This window comes from Microcystis aeruginosa LEGE 91341 (genome assembly GCF_015206885.1).
Taxonomy (GTDB): Bacteria; Cyanobacteriota; Cyanobacteriia; order Cyanobacteriales; family Microcystaceae; genus Microcystis; species Microcystis aeruginosa_H.
Genome location: NZ_JADEXY010000002.1, coordinates 1 through 19069 on the forward strand (window position 1 = coordinate 1; position 19069 = coordinate 19069).

Here is a 19069-nt window from a genome sequence, read left to right on the forward strand (position 1 = left end):
ATCATCAAGATATAGGAATCGGAGACGGCGTTTTGGTCTGAGATTTAATTTAATCGCTGGCATTTACAACTATGAACTTGCTTTAGGCTATCATCAAGTAGCTGAATAAGACTTTTGCAGGAGGTCTAGAGAAGACTGCTCACGAATAATATCGCTCTTGGAGGGAGTCTGGCAAAAGTCTTACAGTCTCTAAACTCTAGCTCTCTTATGGGGTAAGCCTTCAAGCTATTGCTAACTAACAGAAACCCGAAATTTGAGTTTTTATTAGAAAAAAAGTTAGCGTTCCCTTGTCAAGCAAGAGTTTCAGAATCTGGATTCGGTCAGGGATTTCCGAAAGTTCCAGAAGAGCGATAATCAGTTTTTAATAACCAGATTTAGTATTACTTAGCCAAGAAAATCCTCGATCGCCTGTGCCGTCTCTTCCGGTGCTTCTTCCGGTAAAAAATGACCACTGGCGATCGCCTGTCCCGTGACTTGATTAGCTCGCTGCTGCCAAAGAGCGATCACATCGTATTGACGTGCAATGAAACCCTTTTTTCCCCAGAGAACCAAGAGGGGGGAGGAAATTTTTCGGTCTAAATCCTGACGATCATGGTCTAAATCGATGGTAGCGGCAGCCCGATAATCGGCACAGGTGGCGGTTATCGTGCTTAAATCTCGAAAACAACGCCGATATTCCCCCAAAGCTTCCTCTGTAAAAGCGCCAAAATCTCGCCCCCAACTTTGCAAGCAATGGTGCAGATAATAATCGGGATTAGCGGCGATCAGGGTTTCGGGAAAAGGGGAGGGCTGAATCAAGAAAAACCAATGATAGTAGGCAGTGGCAAAAGTTTGATCAGTAGCCTCGTACATCGCCAGCGTTGGGGCTATATCGAGTAAAACGAGTTTTTTGACCTTTTCGGGAAAATCAAGGGCGAGACGGTGGGAAACTCGCGCCCCTCGATCATGGCCGATCAGATAAAACTCCTGATAACCCAATTTTTCCATCAGCAACACCTGATCGAGGGCCATCACCCGCTTGCAATAATTGCTAGAATCCTCTAGGGGTAAGGGTTTATCGCTATCCCCGTAGCCGCGCAGATCCGTGGCGATCACCGTAAAATTAGCCGCTAATCGGGGGGCTATTTTATGCCACATTTGATGGGTTTGGGGATAACCATGGAGCAAAAGCAGCGGAAAACCGCGCCCACCTTTGACACCATTGATAGTAATGCCATTAACTTCTAGCTGAAATTTCCGAAAATTTGTCAGCATTTTTGCTTCCTGTCACCTTAGGGAGAGATAATTGCATCATCCGGCAAAAGTGACCCAATCAGTAAAGTTTTTTCACTATAGCCGCTCAAGCCGCTGCTTTTCTGGTAGATTAAAACCATTAGGTTGCTCAAAAACCAGCGAGTTAAGCAGTAATTTGATTATGATCTCGATTATCTATTCCGATGAATTTCTCGATCACGATACAGGTATTTACCATCCCGAAAAAGCGGCGCGTTTAACGGCAATTGTCGAGGCTTTAAAACAAACAGAATGGCAGTCAAAACTAACATGGCATTTACCCACACCGCTCGAAATTCGTGACGAAGTAATTCCTTTGATCAAACAAGTTCATAATCAAGATTATGTTGATAGATTGCGGCGAATTTGTCAACGGGGCGGGGGAAGATTGGATGCAGATACTCCCGTTTCTGCCCGTAGTTACGATGTGGCGTTACTAGCGGTTAGTGGCTGGTTAGATGGAGTCGATCGAGTTTTATCCACCGGCGATCCTGCCTTTATTTTAGCCCGTCCTCCCGGACATCATGCCACTTCTAATTATGGCATGGGTTTCTGTCTGTTTTCTAATGCTGCTATTGCCGCCTATTATGCTTTGGAAAACAAAAGAGTGCAAAAAGTAGCGATTCTTGATTGGGACGTACATCACGGCAATGGCACCCAGGATATAGTCGAAAATCATCCCCAGATTGCCTATTGTTCCCTCCATCAATTCCCCTTTTATCCCGGCACGGGAGAAGCGAGAGAAAAAGGTGAGTTTAATAATGTTTTGAATATTCCCTTATCGGCGGGAAGTACGATTAAAGATTATCAAGAACATTTTGAGGGGCAAGTCATACCTTTTCTGAAAGATTTTCAACCGGATTTAGTGATTGTTAGTGCTGGATATGATGCCAATCAAGCGGATCCTCTGGCGGGCATTTGTTTACACCCACAGGATTATGGAATTTTAACCAAATACCTCTTAACTCTCAATAAACCGCTGCTTTTCGGCTTAGAAGGTGGTTATGATTTAGAAACTTTAGCGGCCTCCGTCGTCGCCACCTTAGAAGCTTTGCTCTGATCCTATTCCGGGTAATCATTACATTTCTTTAAAAAGATTGCTAACAAAGCGATCTAATGCGGTAAGGTAAACGATCGATAGAAAAAACCCTTGACCTAGTTGCCTTTTAAGATTATGAACTCCCTTGCGCCACACCTCAAAGCCAAAGCTCTGAAACCCAATAGTCGTCGTCCTGCCAAAGAATTGTGTAGCGAGTGCGGACTTTGTGACACTTATTACATTCACTATGTTAAAGAAGCTTGTGCTTTTCTTAATCAACAAATCGCCGATTTAGAAGCAGCAGCACACGGCAAAAGTCGCGACTTAAATCAGGAAAATGATCTCTATTTTGGTGTTCATCAAGAGATGATGGCTGCCAAGAAAAAACAAGCTATCCCCGGGGCGCAATGGACAGGAATCGTCAGCACAATTGCCTGTGAAATGCTCGATCGTGGTTTAGTAGAAGGGGTGGTTTGTGTGCAGAATACCGCCGAGGATCGCTTTCAACCGCAACCGATTCTCGCCCGTACCACTGAAGAAATTCTCGCCGCTAAAGTTAATAAACCGACTCTTTCTCCTAATTTATCAGTCCTAGAAGAAATTGAAAAATCGGGCATGAAACGGTTATTAGTTATCGGAGTTGGTTGTCAAATTCAAGCCCTAAGAGCAGTAGAAAAAAAATTAGGCTTAGAAAAGTTATATGTCTTAGGAACTCCCTGCGTCGATAATGTCACCCGCTCAGGACTACAAAAGTTTTTAGAAACCACCAGTCGTTCCCCAGAAACTGTGGTTCACTACGAATTTATGCAGGATTTTCGGGTACACTTTCAACACGAAGACGGCTCCATCGAAATGGTTCCCTTTTTTGGCTTAAAGACTAATAAGTTAAAAGATGTTTTTGCCCCTTCCTGTATGACTTGTTTTGATTATGTTAACTCCCTTGCCGATTTAGTTGTCGGCTATATGGGCGCACCTTTTGGCTGGCAATGGATTGTCGTTCGTAATGATACGGGCAAGGAAATGTTAGAGTTAGTTAAAGATCAATTAAATACCCAAGATGTTATGTCTAGTGGTGATAGAAAACAGGCGGTACAAAATAGCATTCCTGCCTATGATAAAGGTGTAACCTTGCCGATGTGGGCGGCAAAAATGATGGGAGTAGTAATTGAAAAAATCGGGCCTAAAGGTTTAGAATATGCTCGCTTTTCCATCGATTCTCACTTTACCCGTAATTACCTTTATGTTAAACGTAATTATCCTGAAAAATTAGCGAACCATGTTCCTGAATATGCTAAAAAGATTGTGGAACAGTATAAATTGCCCGATTAATTATTCACTTGCTTGGGCGGGGTAATAGAGAAAAATTACCCCGCTTTCTTAAGATTTTTAGCTGATTTGTACCTTTCTTAAAAATAATATAATAATGCTAATATTGTTGAAGGAAGATGTTACAGAGGTTCAATAAGCATCTTTTCGATGAATACTACTCAATATGATAATAAGCATTTCCTTATCTTGAATTCTATAAATGATGCGATAATCCCCTATTCTAATTCGGTAGGTGTCATCATATCCTTTGAGTTTCTTGACTCCGCTAGGACGAGGTGTATCGGTAAGTAGTCTAATGGCAGTAATTAAGCGTTCGCGTTGTTGTTTGGGTAAGTTGTTTAGTTGTTTTTGAACTGGTTTCGGAATAATAACTCTGTAGTTCACCCTTGGGTTGCCTCATATTCTTCGAGGGTTAGATAGTCTCCTGCTTGATAAGCTGATTCAGAAGCGATTATGTTAGCTTGCTCTTCTTCTGTAATTTCTATTTCAGTATGTCGTTCTTTGATAAAGAGTAAAAAGTCAAGTAATTGAGTCAAAAGGGTGTCAGGTGTCTGCTCGATTTCTTTAATTAGTTGTTCTTTGAGTGTCATAGCTTTATCAGTTATCAGTTATCAGTTATCAGTGAGCAGTTATCAGTGATTAATTCAATTATAGTCCATCATTCAATCATTCCAATCACTGTCAATGGTGGTGGTGGGTTACTGGACTAGGTAATAGGTGTAGGGGTAATTCATGAATTACCCCTACAATAACGTTTGTCTGAATGTTGTTAAATTTTCTCTTGACAAAGGCGACTTGACAGGATATTATATTCATAATGGAAAATCCGTGCGCCTACAGACCCTATTTTCAAGTCTCAATAATCGCTTAGATAGCGATAATTTTTTTAAGGATTGATAACCATGAACCATCAAAGAGAGTTTTATGTTGTCATTGAACGAGATGAGGATGGGTATTATGTTGGGGAAGTTCCTCAACTTCGGGGTTGTTACAGTCAAGGGGAAACGATTGATGAATTGATGAAGAATATCAGGGAAGTGATTGAACTTTGCTTGGAAGATGACAATCCTGAAGATGTATCGGAGTTTGTTGGAATTGAAAAGGTGTCTATCTGATGCCAAAATTACCGGTAGTAACAGGTGATGAAGTTATCAAAGCTTTAACGAGAATAGGGTTTCAATCTATCCGACAAAAAGGAAGTCATTTGCGCTTAAAACATGAAGATGGAAGAGTTGTCACCGTACCGGTTCATCGGGGGAAAACTGTCGGGAAAGGATTACTCTTAAAAATTTTACGCGATGCTGAACTGACACAGGAAGAATTTATTCGTCTGCTGTAATTTCAATCTTGATTTAAGCTTAATGTCCCCTGGCTAAATATAATACAAAAAATCTTAGTCCCTTTTGACTAGAAACCTACTTGACAAAGGCGACTTGACATGATACTATATTCATAATGGAAAACCCGTGCGCCTACAGACCCTCTTTCCATGAATTTTCAAGGTCTAGTTTATTCGCCATAATGGGTTTTGGTACGATGAATATAGATTAACTTCTGTTCATCATTAATGGTGTAAAGTATTCTATCTTGATAACTTAAGCGAATTGAATAGAAACCCGTTAAATCTCCTACTAATTTTTTGCCACTATAGGGAGAAATACTCAGGGTATCTTGGATAATTGATTTCAGTTTTTTCTTAAGTTTAGGGGTTAGCTTATCAACATCTTTTTTAGCTTCTTTGGTAAATCTGACTTCATAAACCATTAATCAATGTCTCCCAACACTTCCTCAAGAGAATAGGTTTCATTTTCATTAATTTGCTGTAGAGATAGTTGTAAGCTTTCTCTTAAGTCGGGAATAGATAGTAATTCGATGGTTTCTTGTAAACTTTCATAGTTTTTTTGGGAAATCAAAATTACAGAATCTTCCTGATTCTCAATGGCATAAATTTTGTTATCTTCTGTAACCGATTTAACGAGACTTGGTAAATCGGTTTGAGCATCGGCGATTTTAATTTTTTTGATCATAATTAATCCTTTTTTTGATGATGAAATAATAAAAATTATTGTAGGGATTTAACAATCTCTCCTAATCACAGTCCAGACAGCATCCTCCTATAATTATCCATCATTGTAGTTCATCATTCAATCATTCCAATCACAGTCAATGGTGGTGGGTTACGACGGATTGTTAGCTTGAAGTTAAAGCAGAAATTTTTGCCGTCTAACGCACCCTACGTTTGTCTGGATGTTGTTAAATTTTCTCTTGACAAAGGCGACTTGACAGGATATTATATTCATAATGGAAAATCCGTGCGCCTACAAGCCCTCTTTTCCAACAGTCTTAACTATGATTGATGTGATTATTTGATTGACTATGATTGGTTCATTCAAGGCTCTCTTGGGTTTGGTGGGTAAATCAGTTATCAGTTATCAGTTATCAGTAATCAGTGATTAATTCAATTATAGTTCATCATTCAATCATTCCAATCACAGTCAATGGTGGTGGTGCGTTACGACGGATTGTTAGCTTGAAGTTAAAGCAGAAATTTTGGCCGTCTAACGCACCCTACGTTTGTCTGGATGTTGTTAAATTTTCTCTTGACAAAGGCGACTTGACAGGATATTATATTCATAATGGAAAATCCGTGCGCCTACAGACCCTCTTTTCCAACGGTCTTAACTATGATTGATGTGATTATTTGATTGACTATGATTGGTTCATTCAAGGCTCTCTTGGATTTGGTGGGTAAATCAGTTATCAGTTATCAGTTATCAGTGATTAATTCAATTATAGTCCATCATTTAATCATTCCAATTATAGTCAATGGTGGTGCGTTACGACGGATTGTTAGCTTGAAGTTAAAGCAGAAATTTTGGCCGTCTAACGCACCCTACGTTTTTCTAAGTTGTGATTTGAATGATTGAGTGAATGCTATGATTGTGTTGTATTTGGCAAGTCTTTATCAATGATCAATTATAGTCTATCCCATAATCCCATAAATCACAGTTAAGGCGATGGATGTTGCTGTTGTCGCATTATTTGTAAGTTTTCCCGAATTGTAACAGTATTAGGGTGATTCTCCCCTAAAGCTTGGGTAGCAATATTAATCGCTTCTAGATAGCGAGGTTCTGCTTCTGTGTACCTGCCTTGGGATTCGTACAATCCTGCTAAATTATTGAGGGAAGTTGCCACATCGGGATGATTGTCTCCTAAGAGTTGTTTTCTCAAATCTAATGCTTCTACAAGGAGAGGTTCTGCTTCTGTGTACCTGCCTTGGGAACGGTATAATTCTGCTAAATTGTTGAGGGAACTTGCCACAGAGGGATGATTGTCTCCTAAGAGTCGTTTTCTCGAATCTAATGCTTGTAGATAGAGAGGTTCTGCTTCTGTGTACCTGCCTTGGGAATCGTACAATGCTGCTAAATTGTTGAGGGAACTTGCCACATCGGGATGATTGTCTCCTAAGAGTTGTTTATGCAAATCTAATGCTTGTAGATAGAGAGGTTCCGCTTCTGTGTACCTGCCTTGGGAACGGTATAATTCTGCTAAATTGTTGAGGGAAGTTGCCACATGGGGATGATTGTCTCCTAAGAGTTGTTTTTTCAAATCTAATGCTTCTACAAGGAGAGGTTCCGCTTCTGTGTACCTGCCTTGGGAAAGGTACAATCCTGCTAAATTGTTGAGGGAACTTGCCACAGAGGGATGATTGTCTCCTAAGTGGGTTCGAGTTGCGGTTAAACAATCTTGATAGTAGGGTTCAGCAGTAGCATACAATCCTTGTCCTTGATAATACCGAGCTAAACCTGTATAGGACCAAAATAAATCCTCATCAGCAATATATTCTGAATATTCCTTGACAGATGCTTGCAGATGGGGAAGGAAAGGTTTAAATTCTTCAACTTTTTTCAGAGTCGGATTATATGGCATTTCCGCCGATTTCTTCGCCATAATCTCACAATAACGGCGTTTTGCGGGTTCTGCGTGGGGTGATGCTTCTAACTTATCCCGAAAGTAGCGACGCAACAGGGGATGAATTTCGTGCCAACCATCACGATTATCCTGAACTAAGCTCAGGTGAACTAAGCTATCGGTTAACCATTCCTCCACTGTATCCCCATCTTCATCGGGAAATAAATCCAGAATCATTTCTTTGGGAAAGGGCGCAAGAGCGAATAAACTGAGGTAAAGTGCCAAAATTTGGGCTTCTGGTGCGCTGTTCAATTCGTCCCAACTGAGATTAAAGGCAGCTTTTAACCCTCTTTCCGCAGTCATTTCCCCATGAAACTTGGGATTTTTCTCTAAGATTGGCTCATCTAAGCCGTTTTCGGCTAATTTATCGCGTATTTTGCTAATTTTCCAATCCTGTCGTCGTTTTAGCAACCTTGCCACCAATTCTAACCCTAAGGGTAAATAACCCAAATCCTGACATAATAATTTAGCTGCCTCAATTTGTGTGTCAATTCTGTTATCTGCTCTGTTATCTGCAAGGTAGGAACGCAATAAATCAAGTGCATCTTCTTCTTTTAGCACTTTTACCCGAAAAGTTGTAATTGTCGCTGATAAATATTCTTTGCGAGTGGTAATTAAAACCTGAAAGCGTTTCTCTTCTTGCGGTGGTAAATAATCCCTAATTTGCTGATAATCCCGCACATCATCAAAAATAATTAGGACATTTCCCGCTAACCAGTTTTGCCAGCAATAACGAATTTTTTCCTCTAATTCTCCCTCGTCTGGTAAAGTTAATTTGAGATATAACCGCGCAAAATCTAAAATGGAAGTACCGATATCAACGGGTTGGCGAGTTGCCACATTTAGCCAACATATACCCCCGGGATAGGCTTTTTCCTGCCATTGTTGCCAGCCAAACTGTCGGGCTAGTTCGGTTTTACCTATGCCTCCCATTCCCGTTAAGGTAGATATAGCAAGCGTTTGGGATTGTTGTAATTGAGTTTTTAAGTCAATTAATTCCTGATCCCTACCAACAAATTTAGGGATATTACTATTAGATAAATTGTGAGGATGTTGTTTAACCTGTTCCTGAACAGGCGGCTGCAGTCAGGTTTTATTGATGTTTATAGTTTCTGCTTGATAAACGTCACCAATCTCACCCTGATTCTGTAAATTTTGACCTCCAGAATTAGTCTGGTTCATACTACTATTATCCTGAATTTTTAAGGATTGAATTTCTGTTGCTAAACCCTTGACTTGTTCGGCGAAATCTGCTTCATCATTCATGGCAACTTTTAAATAATCTGCTACTTTTTCTAGATCAGTTTTTGAACCTTTGTCAGCAGCTTGTAAAGCTTTTTCAGCATTAGGATTAGCTTTAAGTTTATTCCAGATGATTTGCCGCAAAGTATTAATTTTTTCTAGAGCAGCTTCGGTAAATTTTTCTACAGTAGTCTGAAATACCAAAGCAACAATTGTCGCCACTGTTATCGGTTCCATAGATAAAATTGGGGTGATGAGGGTTAACTTACTTAACTGGTTTTTGGGGGTTAAGTTGCCAGCAATTAAACAACTCTTACCCCCATCATAGAACTTGTAATTTCATTTAGGCGGGTACTTCAATTTTACCCTGTCCAGCTAATCCAAAAGCGGCATGAACCACTTGTAGGGCCCTGACTCCATCTTCCTGATTCACCACACAACTGATTTTTATATCAGAAGTAGCAATCATCAAAATATTAATTTTCTCCTTTGCTAAAGCTTCAAAAAAGCGTGCTGCTACCCCCGGTTGTCCTTCCATTCCTGAACCAACAATGCTCACTTTGGCCACATCATTATTAACCACCACTTCCTGTAAACCCAAACTTTCCGATAGTTCTAAAAGGATTTTTTGGGCGGAATTAGCATCAGCTTGGGGTAAAGTAAAAGCGATATCCCGTCGGGGAATACCATCGACAATGCGACAGCGTTGGGATTGAATAATCATATCGACACTGACATTTTTTGCCGCTAAAACCGAGAAAATTCTCGCCGCCATCCCGGGGCGATCCGGGACGTTACGAATAGCCATTTGTGCCTGATTATTATCTAGGGCCACTCCCCTGACTGGGACTAAATTTTTAGGGATTTCGCGATTAGCAACTTTAGCAGAATACTCCACTTGAAAAGCATCACAAAGGACTTTAATTGCTTTTTCTCCGTCCGCTTCATCGATGACACAACTGACTTTTACTTCAGAAGTGGAGATCATTTCGATATTAATTGCCGCTGCGGCCAAAGTGCTAAATATTTGGGCAGCAATTCCCGGCCGGCCGATCATACCGGCGCCGGTAATGGCGATTTTAGCGGCCCCGGATTCGATAATCACTTCCGCTTCCTCTGTATTCGTGGGATGGGAACGTAAAACCGGTGCGATCGCTTCGGCCACGGATTGGGCTTTTTTCAAGGCATTTCCCATCACCGTAAAGGCGATATCGTTGCTGTCACCCTCGTGAATCGATTGAATAATTAAATCTACGTCCACCTGTTGATGGGCAATTTCCCCGAATAAACGGGCAGCAATACCGGGACGATCCGGAACCCGTAAAAGGGCGATTTTCGCCTGATTGCCCTCAAATTCCACCGCATCCACTGCTTTTGTCAATTCCAATCCTTGCAGGGTGCGCGGTTTCGGTGCCGGGGATGTCACCCAAGTACCAGGCTCATCAGTCCAACTGGAGCGGACAACCAGGGGAACCCCGAAATTTTTAGCGATTTCCACCGCTCGCGGGTGGAGAACTTTCGCCCCTAAACTGGCTAATTCGAGCATCTCATCGCAGGTAATTTCGTCTAAAAGACGCGCTTCGGGGACTAAACGGGGGTCAGTGGTGAGAATACCGGGTACATCGGTGTAAATTTCGCAAAAATCGGCTTTTAAGGCGGCTGCTAGGGCCACGGCCGAGGTATCGGAACCACCGCGCCCTAGGGTGGTAATCTCTAATTGATCACTATCGCTGACACCTTGAAAACCAGCGACCACAACTACTTTACCCTCCGATAGATGCCGGGAGAGGCGATCGGTTTTAATTTCTAAAATACGGGCCCGACTATGTTCGGATTCCGTGACAATTCCCACTTGAGCGCCGGTTAGGGAGATGGCCGGTTGTCCGATTTCCTCTAGGGCCATACTCATCAAGGCGATCGTCACCTGTTCCCCCGTGGATAATAACATATCCATCTCCCGGCGCGAGGGTTCGGCGGCGATTTGTTTGGCTAAATTGACCAATCCATCGGTGGTTTTCCCCATGGCAGAAACGACCACCACCACGGTGTTTCCTGCTATTACCGTATTTTTGACCCGTTGAGCGACCGATTGAATGCGTTCCACGGAACCTACCGATGTACCACCGTATTTTTGGACAATTACAGCCATAGTTGTCAGCGCTAGAGACTTTCTATACTTTGTTCAATCTCCAACTTATCAAACTTCCTTAACGATAAGTGGTTTTGGTTAACATTCCTTATGTTTTATCGGACGTGATCTCAGTTTGGAGCTTTTGACTGGGAAAATATCCCGCGATTGAAACATCCGGACTCGGATAAGCTGCCGACTATCTAAATTAACCTGAGTTCGGGTTAAGCAGATGGAGGTAAAAGCCAATCAAGACGAAGGCTAGGTTTTTTGGGTCGGTGACAATAAGCAATTAGTCCAGACAGAAGGTTAACCCCAAAATTCCCAGGGGAAGGATGCCTGGAATGTTCAATTTGGGAGATATTATACTAAATCCGTTGAGTATAGGCTACATATCAGGACAGGCAAAAGAGGGAATAAATAATCAGTCTTTAATAACCAGATTTAGTATTATTGAATTTATCGTTAATTATGTCAATAATCGAGCGTTTACGAGATAAAAAAGTGATGCAATTCAGACTTAAATTGGCGGTTTATCGATTACTCTACTTAAATCTTCTGTAAAACTTGGCCATAGACAAAATCGGCCAACTGTACCCCTCCACACTTTTCTATAGGGATTTAGTTCGATCATAAAATAGCAACAGATCAAGAGATTACAGGTCAAATATGCCGAAATTTGTTATCTGGGGTAGTTATTGTGAAAACCTGCTGGAAAAACGCGCACCCTATCGTCAAGCGCATCTAGAGGGGTTAAATCTGGAGAAATAACGGACAATTCTCATTAATATCGCATTAAAGGCAGATTTAAGCCAAGTTTTTGCAATTTATCAGGCAGCCAGTCAGAAGTGCGTGAATTAGACGATGGGGGTTCAGTTGTCATTATTCTTCAGTTGTAAACATCGAAAAAATGCTTACAGCGGACTATAATATAAGTCCATCCCCTCTAGATTGATCCCTAAAGAGTGAAAAAATGGTAGATAACCAAATTGATTTACGCTGGTGGCTACTGAGCAACTTGGCAAGTATTCCATCTTTGTCAATTATTTACAGAATATCGGTAATATTCACTTTTATTATCCTCATTTTTTTAGCTTTTTCTCCTCTTATATTCCCAAGAACTCCCACGAGTAAGCTCCAGAAGTTTTTATCGTCAAATCTAATATTTATTATATCTTTAGTTACTTTTATTTTAGCAGCACGCTGGCCAGGTTTCTTGTCACCAATGCTAGACCCAGACGAGGGTCTGTTTATCGCAGGTGCAATGAAACTGTTGAAAGACCCAGTTTTCTGGCGTGCGGTAGATGCCGGTTCATCTGGACCGCTCAATGTCTATCCTCTGACTCTACCAGCTTTTTTCGGGTTCAGAATTGAATATGCTAGTAGTCGTATTCTCGGCTTAATCATGATAACTGCTGCTATTGTTTGTCTTTATTATGCTTTATCCACTCTCTACGATAAGAGCCTTTCTCGTCTAGCAATAGTTCCCGTTGTTACCACTGTGGCCTTAATGAAAGAATCAGGCTATGTGCATTATACAAGTGAACATTTTTCAATTGCCATATTAAGTGTGGCTTTGTTAATTGTTTGTAAATATTATGCTGGTAATTCATCTAATCCTAATCGGCTGATATTTGCCTTGGGTTTTATCCTCGGACTTACTCCCTTTGCCAAAATGCAGTCAGTTCCTATAGCTTTCTCAATTGCTTGTATATTTTTGCACATACTCTGGCTAAAAAGCAGCGGAAGAGGTCAATTTATCAGGAGTCTTGCTGCTTTCTTTCTTGGGGTAATATTGTTCTCAGCTTTAGTCGTATTATATCTAATAATTTTCTCAATATATGATGCTTTCTGGACATCTTATATAGAACAGAATTTATTGATTTATTCTACCCATGGTTTGGAAGGAAATCTAACGCAAGTAAGCTTTTTGGCAAAAATTAACATATTTCTGGATATGTTAGTAAAAGTGCAAGATACACAGATGTTATTTTTATTAACAGCAATTGCATTGATAGTAGGAATACCATTTTTAATAATAAAGCGCTTTTTCTTAAGCCCAGATCAAGAGCAGTCTAACACATTTTGTTTTGTCTATTACAGTTTAGTTATTTTGGCTGCGTCGAGTTATTCAGTTATTAGACCAGGTAACAGTTTTCCTCATTATTTACTGTTTCTAATTATACCTAGTGGATTTCTCATCGGCGTGTTTTTAGGTGAACTTGCCAAAGTTTTACAAGTGTCAAAATTCACTCGTTCACACTTAAAATTATCTCTTTTAATAGGGGTAGTTTTTATTACAGTTGCTAGTAGTTTTTTACAATTTACTATAACAATAATATCAGATAACTTTTACCTGGATAATCGTAGAAGATTTGCTAAAAATTATCTCAGTCCAATTGCTAAAACTATTCTAAATTATGCTTCTCCTGGTGAATCTATGGCTGTTTGGGGGGTGGAACCAGAGTTATATGTTGACACAGGCCTGGTACAAGCAATAAGAGATAGTGTTTCTTTTTGGCAAATCCTACCAGGTTCACTGCAAGAATATTTTTTAAAAAGATATGCAGACGATCTTATTAATTCTAATGCTAATTTATTTGTTGATGCTGTGGCTCCAAAAATGACTAGATTTAAAGATAGAGAAACCTACGGACACGAAGTTTTTCCTGAAATTGCTAGGGTTATCAAGGAAAATTATTGGCTAGTTGATGAAGTTCAAGGAGTTCGTATTTATCTTAAAAAATAATCCTACGCTGCCTTTCCTCTTGTTCTTAGTTAGGGGCTGCTGAAAAAGTTTGTTGGTGGGGTTAAGAGTCAGGAGTCAGGAGTCAGTAGCCAGTCGTTTCAGGCTTTGTTGTCCTCTTTTTTTTGTACCAGTTTGTGTAGTTAAATAAGGATAATACAAGGTTTTTGAAGGTCTTAATCCTATTTTCGCAGCATGAACATCGGATTTTAGCAGGTCAAAAGCCTTATTTTAAAAGGGTTTTACCATTATTCAGCAAGACCTAGTTAAACAACCACTGAAGTGGTTACTACTAACCCGGAAGCTTGTAAACTGGATTTGATAACCGAATAAATATAGAATCTTTTCGCTAATTGTCTTGGAGAGATGGGTTAGTTATAATGACAAGTCTAGGATTTTCTGACGGAACTCTACTGCATAAGATTTCATTCGTTGTGCAATTTGGCTATCGTTAACGTTATACTTCATATTTATGAAAAAGGCTAGAATTTAACGAATAATCTCTTTTAACCAAAGGTTTACGGGTCATTAAAGGAGAGTTTACCAGTCATTAATCCTTGAACTCTAGGGTAGTAAAGGCATCTTCATCACTACAGTATGAGTAACGCTACCTTTACAGAAAATTTTAATACTTTTACTGGTTCGGGATTCGCCCCGATTCCGAGTCTAGGTCAGCTAGATTCCGACCTTTGGATTATTTCCGGTCTTTCCGATGGCAGCATGACCTATGGGGACACCCGTACTTCTTTAGGAGATTTTGCCAGAGGACAGACATCTAACCCTGTCACCACTGGGGGAGTTTATGCTTTCAGCGTCGCTTCGGGAAATAATGCTTTTGGGGTACAACCCACAGGAGATGATTTTACCCCCGGCGCTATCACCCTACGCTTACAGAATGTCACTAATAGCTTAGTGGATTCGATTACTCTTTCCTATATCATCCGCTTTCGCAACGACCAAAATCGGGCCAATTCTCTCAATTTTTCCTATTCTAGGGACGGAAATATTTTTACTGCTGTTAGCAGTTTAGACTTTATCACCCCGGGTAATCTGGACAGTTCCGGTTGGCAGTCGGTAACTCGTTCTATTACCCTTTCTGGATTAAGTATCGCCGCTAATAGTAATTTTTTTCTGCGTTGGACAGGAGATGATGTTAGTGGTAGCGGTAATCGCGATGAATACGCAATTGATGATATTGCCGTGACTGGTTTAGCCGCTTTCAGTACATTTGTTCTGCCCAATCCTACCCTCGTAAAAATCCATGAAATTCAAGGCACGGGTTTAGTCAGTCCAATTTTAAATCAATTGGTGACTGTAGAGGCGATCGTGGTGGGAGATTTCCAGGGTAATGCGGGATTAAGTGGTTTTTATCTCCAGGAGGAAGATAGCGACAGCGATAGTAATCCTCTGACTTCCGAAGGTTTATTTATTTTTGAAGGCAATATCCCGATTATTAACGTTACTATCGGCGATAAAGTTAGAATTACAGGAACAGTTAGTGAATTTGGTAACGCGGGGGTATCCTTAACCCAACTGAGCAGCATCACGGAAGCGTTAATTATTTCTAATAATAATCCCTTACCCACGGCCGCCACTATTAGTAATCTCTCGAACGCGAATGCTCAACCGCAAGTTTTAGAAGCTTTTGAGGGAATGCGGACAACTTTCTCCGAAAATCTCTCTTTAACCGAATATTTCCAACTTGGTCGTTTTGGTAGCGTGGTTTTATCCTCCGGGGGACGTTTACAGCAACCCACTAACGTTACCAATCCGGGGACAGATGCCAATACTTTACAAGCGAGTAATAATCTGCGACGAATTACCCTAGATGATGGTAGTAATCTCACTTTCCCGACCACTTTATTCGGACGTGTTGGCAATCCCCTCAGTACCAGTAACATTTTACGGGCCGGGGACACAGTAACGGGATTAACCGGAGTTTTAGACCAACGTTTCGGAGTCTATCGCGTCCAGAATAACCAGGGTGTTGACTTCCAAGCGGTCAATAATCGCTCAGAAACCCCCATTAATGTGGGGGGTAGGCTAAAAATTGCCAGTTATAACGTCCTTAATTACTTTACCACCATCGCCGATGGCACTAATAATGCCCGGGGTGCCAATAGTATCAACGAATTTCAGCGTCAAGAGGAGAAATTAGTCACGGCGCTTATCGGTCTTGATGCCGATGTTTTCGGGTTGATAGAATTGGAAAATAACGGCGATGGGGCGATATCTAAGCTTGTTAACGCTTTAAATGCCGTTGCAGGTGCAGGAACCTACGCTTTTATCCCCACAGGTACAATTGGCACTGATGCGATTAAGGTGGGATTGATTTATCGACCCGCTAAAGTGACCCCTGTAGGTGATTTTAAGATCTTAGACAGTAGCGTTGATCCTCGTTTCGATGATACTCGCAATCGTCCCGCCTTAGCACAAGCCTTCCAAGAAGTCAATACCGGTGCCAAATTTAATTTAGTCGTCAATCACCTAAAATCAAAAGGTCAATCGGGTTTAACTAATACAAGTGATCCTAACTTCGATCGAGGGGATGGTCAAGGTTTCTGGAATGCCAGTCGCACCAATGCGGCCTTAGCTTTAAGGGATTGGATAGCCACAGACCCCACCAATAGCGGTGATAGGGATTATTTAATTATCGGAGATCTCAATGCCTACGCCCAAGAAGACCCAATTCGAGCGCTCGAATCCGCCGGATATACAAACTTAGTCAATCAATTTGGGGGTATTAACGCTTATTCCTACGTTTTCGATGGACAAGCTGGTTATCTCGACCACGCTCTCGCTAATGCTAGTTTAGCCTCCCAGGTAACGGGAGTGACGGAATGGCACATTAACGCTGATGAACCTAGTGTTTTTGACTACGATGACAATATCGTTGACCCCGGGGAAAATCCCTCCAATCCTCCCTTAAACCCCTCTGCACTCTACCAAGTTAACCCCTATCGTACCAGCGATCATGATCCCGTTTTAATTGGTTTAGATTTAAGCACACCTCAACCCTTTAAACTGCAATTATTCCATTTTTCCGACAACGAAGGCGGAATTTCAGCCCTTGATGATGCCCCGCGCATGAGTGCGGTGTTAAATGCTTTGCGACAGCAGGACATCGATAACGATGGTGTAGCAGGTTTTGCCAATACCCTCACCCTTGCGTCTGGAGATGCCTACATTCCGGGGCTATTTTTTGGGGCCAGCGAACAGGTATTCGGGGCAGTTGGCCGCGGCGATATCCAGATTCTCAACAATTTGGGAGTACAAGCGAACGCTTTTGGTAATCATGAATTTGACCAAGGTACAGCAGTTGTCCGTAATCTAATTCTTGCCAATGGCAACTATCCGGGTACAAATTTCCCCTATCTCAGTTCTAATCTTAATTTTGCCCCCGATACCAACTTAGCCAGTTTAGTGACTGCCGATGGTCAGGAAGCGAGTACCATTGCTAATAAAATCGCTAAGAGTACGGTGATTACTCTGCCCGATGGCGAGAAAATTGGCATTGTTGGGGCAACTACCCCGATTTTACGCTCAATTTCCAGTCCGGGTAACGTGGGAGTTTCTCCTGCTAATCCAAATGACCTTGATGCTTTAGCGGCCATTATTCAAGCTTCCGTCGATGCACTTTTGGCCGCTAATCCGGGGATGAATAAGGTCGTGTTGTTAGCCCATATGCAACAATTATCGATCGAACAGGCCCTAGCGGAACGTTTACGCAATGTCGATATTATCGTTGCTGGTGGTTCCCATACTCGTTTAACCGACGAAAATGACCGTTTACGCGCCGGAGACACCTTCCAGGGCGTTTACCCCATTGTTAAAACTAACCCAGAGGGAAAACCGGTAGCGGTAGTTAATACCGATGCCAATTATAAATACGTCGGACGCTTAGTTCTCGATTTTGATAGCAGTGGTCATATCATTCCCGAAAGCTACAATCCCAATATTAGCGGTGCTTACGCCACCGATGCCCAAGGAGTGACGGAAGTGGGGGGAACAGGATTAGAAGACCCCGAAATTCGGGGGATTACCAATGCCCTCAGAGGGGTTATTAACGCTCAAGAAGGCAATTTCTTCGGTTTTACGCGAGTTTTCCTCAACGGTCAACGGTCGGGGACAGGATTAGATGGAGTTCGCCAACAGGAAACCAACCTCGGCAATATTACCGCCGATGCTAACCTAGCTGAGGCCAAAAAAACCGATGCTAACGTGGTTATTTCCCTGAAAAATGGCGGTGGTATTCGCAATAGCATTGGCAGTATCATCGTTCCCACCGGTACGGAAGCAGTACGGGTAGCACCAGAAGAAGTACCCGGAGTGAAACCGGCCGGGGGAATTTCGGAAGTAGCGATTAAAAATGCCCTCAGTTTTAATAATTCCCTCAGTCTCACCACTGTCACCGCTAGTGAATTAAAGGGGATTTTGGAGTACGGCCTGGCGGCTAGTACAAACGACCCTGCTAATTCCCAAGGACGTTTCCCGCAAGTGGGAGGAATGGCCTTCAGTTTCCACCTTGATGACCCCGCCGGCAGTCGGATAAAATCTTTGGTAATCAAGGATGAAAACGGCACAGTTATCGATGTGGTGGTGCAAAATGGCGCAATTGTCGGTGATGCTAATCGTAGCTTCCGCATGGTGACGCTTTCTTTTCTTCTTGATGGCGGAGATGGTTATACCATTCCCCAGCGCAATCGCGTCAATTTGCTAGGCAGTACACCCAACTTCACTGGAAATGCAACTTTTGCCCCCGATGGTACGGAACAGGACGCTTTTGCGGAGTATTTACGGGCGAATTTCTTCAATCAACCCTTTTTAGGGGAAGATGTGAGCAGAGAATTTGATACCCGTCTGCAAAACCTCAATTTCCGCAGCGATGAAGTTTTGCGTTCCACTCGTTCGGGTACGGCCAGCATTGATAATCTAGTGGGTACTAGCGGTGATGATGTCTTAGTCGGGTTTCAAGGTCGCGACACCCTAACTGGTTTAGGTGGTAATGATTTCTTTGTTTATGTCAGTTTGAGCGATCGCAGTGATACTATCACTGATTTTACCGTCGGCAGCGACAAAATTGTTCTCACGCAACTGCTTAATAGTTTGAATTACACCGGCAGTAATCCCATTGCTGATGGTTATATCACTTTTACTGCTCGTGGTAGTAGTACGGTTCTCAATATCGATACTGATGGTTTTGGAACTGCCGCAAGTCCTTTATCTTTTGCCCTACTCAATAACGTCAGCGTAGCGCAATTGAATAACGTCAATAATTTCCTGTTCTAGTTTTTTTTGGTGGGCTATCAATGCCCACCAAAGTTTTTTTTAAGGAGTAATT

Annotated in this window: 14 protein-coding genes and 2 pseudogenes; 7 read left to right on the plus strand and 9 right to left on the minus strand. The window is 41.8% G+C overall.

What is annotated here, in order from left to right:
* Positions 1-109: pseudogene (locus IQ234_RS00480) on the plus strand (IS5/IS1182 family transposase); the annotation flags it as partial.
* A 275-nt stretch (positions 110-384) separates the two neighbouring features.
* On the opposite strand, the gene IQ234_RS00485 reads toward IQ234_RS00480, so the two are convergent.
* Positions 385-1254: an alpha/beta fold hydrolase gene (locus tag IQ234_RS00485; protein WP_193955619.1), complete on the minus strand. Its 870-nt coding sequence runs from the start codon at positions 1252-1254 to the stop codon at positions 385-387.
* A gap of 160 nt (positions 1255-1414) precedes the next feature.
* Between IQ234_RS00485 and IQ234_RS00490 the strand changes: the two genes are divergently transcribed.
* Positions 1415-2332 (plus strand): histone deacetylase family protein, encoded by a 918-nt coding sequence (locus IQ234_RS00490; RefSeq protein WP_193955620.1) that lies wholly within the window; start codon positions 1415-1417, stop codon positions 2330-2332.
* Positions 2333-2446: 114 nt separating this feature from the next.
* Positions 2447-3640: a Coenzyme F420 hydrogenase/dehydrogenase, beta subunit C-terminal domain gene (locus IQ234_RS00495; protein ID WP_193955621.1), complete on the plus strand. Its 1194-nt coding sequence runs from the start codon at positions 2447-2449 to the stop codon at positions 3638-3640.
* Between the two features lie 129 nt (positions 3641-3769).
* Here the strand turns inward: IQ234_RS00495 and IQ234_RS00500 are convergent, their stop codons facing one another.
* Positions 3770-4024, minus strand: a complete 255-nt coding sequence (locus IQ234_RS00500; protein WP_002748711.1) for a type II toxin-antitoxin system RelE family toxin — start codon at positions 4022-4024, stop codon at positions 3770-3772.
* The gene (locus tag IQ234_RS00505) at positions 4021-4230 is read right to left on the minus strand and encodes a hypothetical protein (RefSeq protein WP_002748710.1); all 210 of its coding nucleotides are present in this window, start codon (positions 4228-4230) and stop codon (positions 4021-4023) included. Before IQ234_RS00505 ends, IQ234_RS00500 begins: the two co-directional genes overlap by 4 nt.
* A 312-nt stretch (positions 4231-4542) precedes the next feature.
* Here IQ234_RS00505 and IQ234_RS00510 point away from each other — a divergent pair, with 312 nt between their 5' ends.
* On the plus strand, positions 4543-4755 hold the full coding sequence (locus IQ234_RS00510; RefSeq protein WP_002749012.1) for a type II toxin-antitoxin system HicB family antitoxin: 213 nt from the start codon (positions 4543-4545) through the stop codon (positions 4753-4755).
* Positions 4755-4979 carry a type II toxin-antitoxin system HicA family toxin gene (locus tag IQ234_RS00515; protein ID WP_002748708.1) on the plus strand — a complete coding sequence of 75 codons (225 nt, stop codon included), beginning with the start codon at positions 4755-4757 and terminating at the stop codon, positions 4977-4979. Before IQ234_RS00510 ends, IQ234_RS00515 begins: the two co-directional genes overlap by 1 nt.
* Before the next feature lie 170 nt (positions 4980-5149).
* Here the strand turns inward: IQ234_RS00515 and IQ234_RS00520 are convergent, their stop codons facing one another.
* The 6 genes and pseudogenes from IQ234_RS00520 to IQ234_RS20875 form a co-directional block, all read right to left on the minus strand.
* Positions 5150-5404, minus strand: a complete 255-nt coding sequence (locus IQ234_RS00520; protein WP_052276585.1) for a type II toxin-antitoxin system RelE family toxin — start codon at positions 5402-5404, stop codon at positions 5150-5152.
* Positions 5404-5667: a type II toxin-antitoxin system Phd/YefM family antitoxin gene (locus tag IQ234_RS00525; RefSeq protein ID WP_002756068.1), complete on the minus strand. Its 264-nt coding sequence runs from the start codon at positions 5665-5667 to the stop codon at positions 5404-5406. Before IQ234_RS00525 ends, IQ234_RS00520 begins: the two co-directional genes overlap by 1 nt.
* A 982-nt stretch (positions 5668-6649) precedes the next feature.
* On the minus strand, positions 6650-8563 hold the full coding sequence (locus IQ234_RS00530; protein WP_416209663.1) for a tetratricopeptide repeat protein: 1914 nt from the start codon (positions 8561-8563) through the stop codon (positions 6650-6652).
* Positions 8564-8698: 135 nt separating this feature from the next.
* Entirely contained in the window at positions 8699-9091 is a 393-nt protein-coding gene (locus IQ234_RS00535; protein ID WP_193955622.1) for a hypothetical protein, read from the minus strand.
* 106 nt (positions 9092-9197) lie between these two features.
* Complete coding sequence (locus tag IQ234_RS00540; protein ID WP_185241367.1) at positions 9198-11003, minus strand: aspartate kinase; 1806 nt, start codon at positions 11001-11003, stop codon at positions 9198-9200.
* Between the two features lie 203 nt (positions 11004-11206).
* Positions 11207-11347, minus strand: a pseudogene (locus IQ234_RS20875) (IS982 family transposase); the annotation flags it as partial.
* A gap of 608 nt (positions 11348-11955) precedes the next feature.
* Between IQ234_RS20875 and IQ234_RS00545 the strand changes: the two are divergent.
* Positions 11956-13731, plus strand: coding sequence for a hypothetical protein (locus IQ234_RS00545; protein WP_193955623.1), 1776 nt, complete (start codon positions 11956-11958; stop codon positions 13729-13731).
* Positions 13732-14325: 594 nt separating this feature from the next.
* Positions 14326-19017 carry an ExeM/NucH family extracellular endonuclease gene (locus tag IQ234_RS00550; RefSeq protein ID WP_193955624.1) on the plus strand — a complete coding sequence of 1564 codons (4692 nt, stop codon included), beginning with the start codon at positions 14326-14328 and terminating at the stop codon, positions 19015-19017.
* The last annotated feature ends 52 nt before the right edge of the window (positions 19018-19069 follow it).

Bases quoted from the DNA above. Each gene is read 5' to 3' on its own strand.
- IQ234_RS00485 (WP_193955619.1), bottom strand. From the start codon at position 1,254: ATGCTGACAAATTTTCGGAAATTTCAGCTAGAAGTTAATGGCATTACT.
- IQ234_RS00490 (WP_193955620.1), top strand. From the start codon at position 1,415: ATGATCTCGATTATCTATTCCGATGAATTTCTCGATCACGATACAGGT.
- IQ234_RS00495 (WP_193955621.1), top strand. From the start codon at position 2,447: ATGAACTCCCTTGCGCCACACCTCAAAGCCAAAGCTCTGAAACCCAAT.
- IQ234_RS00505 (WP_002748710.1), bottom strand. From the start codon at position 4,230: ATGACACTCAAAGAACAACTAATTAAAGAAATCGAGCAGACACCTGAC.
- IQ234_RS00510 (WP_002749012.1), top strand. From the start codon at position 4,543: ATGAACCATCAAAGAGAGTTTTATGTTGTCATTGAACGAGATGAGGAT.
- IQ234_RS00515 (WP_002748708.1), top strand. From the start codon at position 4,755: ATGCCAAAATTACCGGTAGTAACAGGTGATGAAGTTATCAAAGCTTTA.
- IQ234_RS00520 (WP_052276585.1), bottom strand. From the start codon at position 5,404: ATGGTTTATGAAGTCAGATTTACCAAAGAAGCTAAAAAAGATGTTGAT.
- IQ234_RS00525 (WP_002756068.1), bottom strand. From the start codon at position 5,667: ATGATCAAAAAAATTAAAATCGCCGATGCTCAAACCGATTTACCAAGT.
- IQ234_RS00535 (WP_193955622.1), bottom strand. From the start codon at position 9,091: ATGGAACCGATAACAGTGGCGACAATTGTTGCTTTGGTATTTCAGACT.
- IQ234_RS00540 (WP_185241367.1), bottom strand. From the start codon at position 11,003: ATGGCTGTAATTGTCCAAAAATACGGTGGTACATCGGTAGGTTCCGTG.
- IQ234_RS00545 (WP_193955623.1), top strand. From the start codon at position 11,956: ATGGTAGATAACCAAATTGATTTACGCTGGTGGCTACTGAGCAACTTG.
- IQ234_RS00550 (WP_193955624.1), top strand. From the start codon at position 14,326: ATGAGTAACGCTACCTTTACAGAAAATTTTAATACTTTTACTGGTTCG.